This is a genomic window from Peribacillus sp. P4_D6, assembly GCF_056401795.1.
In genome coordinates, this window is record NZ_JBFUIQ010000362.1 from 1 (window position 1) to 915 (window position 915).

General features: G+C 41.3%; 1 protein-coding gene. It reads right to left on the reverse strand.

What is annotated here, in order from left to right:
- Positions 1-659 (reverse strand): chorismate-binding protein (locus AC1DVB_RS27595; protein WP_477592030.1); only part of this gene is annotated, 659 nt, incomplete at its 3' end.
- Positions 660-915: the final 256 nt, after the last annotated feature.

The window sequence follows — 915 nt, forward strand, 5'->3', positions numbered from 1 at the left end:
GCTGCCAACCATTCAGCATTGAGCTGATCCCCTTTCAGTGTCGTTCCCCGCTTTACCGTTCCCTTCATGGGCCGAGTAATCAGCTGACCATCTTCCCAACGAAAAAACAACTCGGGTGAAGCCGATAGGATTCGATGTGAACCCACGTTCAAATATGCACTATAGTTCGAGCGTTGGGCTCTCTTCAAACGTTCAAAAAAAGCGAAGTCATCTCCTTCGAACTGAGATTGCAAACGCATCGTATAATTGACTTGGTATGTGTTGCCCTTCTTGATTTCCGATTTTATTCTTTGAAATCCAGAATGATAGGCATTTGAATCCGTTTCTGATTGCCATTCAGCTAAATGAAAAGCCCCGGTCACTTTTTCAGGTATTTCCGCTTCCGGTTTATCAAAAATCCCGAACCATAATAATGGCATTTTGGCTCCATCTTTTACTTTAAAGGATTGTTCAAAAGCAGGTGCCGCTTCATAGGAAACATATCCCGCTGCATAATTCCCCTGTTCGATCGCTTCCTGGACTTTTTGGAATTGGGGAAGGACATCCTCAATTGAATGGGCGGTGATCACTTTTTTCGGATTCGCAAAATATAGTGGCCTGCTGTCACCTTGTTTATCTGTGAAGTGAAATATTAAGGATAAAGGATCTTCTCGTTTCATTACTCTCTCCTAACTTTGTTTATGAAGCCAATCGGTATGTATTTTTATAAAAAAGCTTGCAGACACGGGATCTGCAAGCTCATTCTTTAACAATTATTTCATTCCAGTAACCTCTGCAATGATTTCATAAGAACGAAGGCGTGCATCCTGATCATAAATGGCAGAGTTTATAATCATTTCATCCGCCTGTGTTTCATTTAAAAATCCCTGCAACTGCTCTTTTACCTCTTTTGGATTACCTATAATGGAAGCGTTC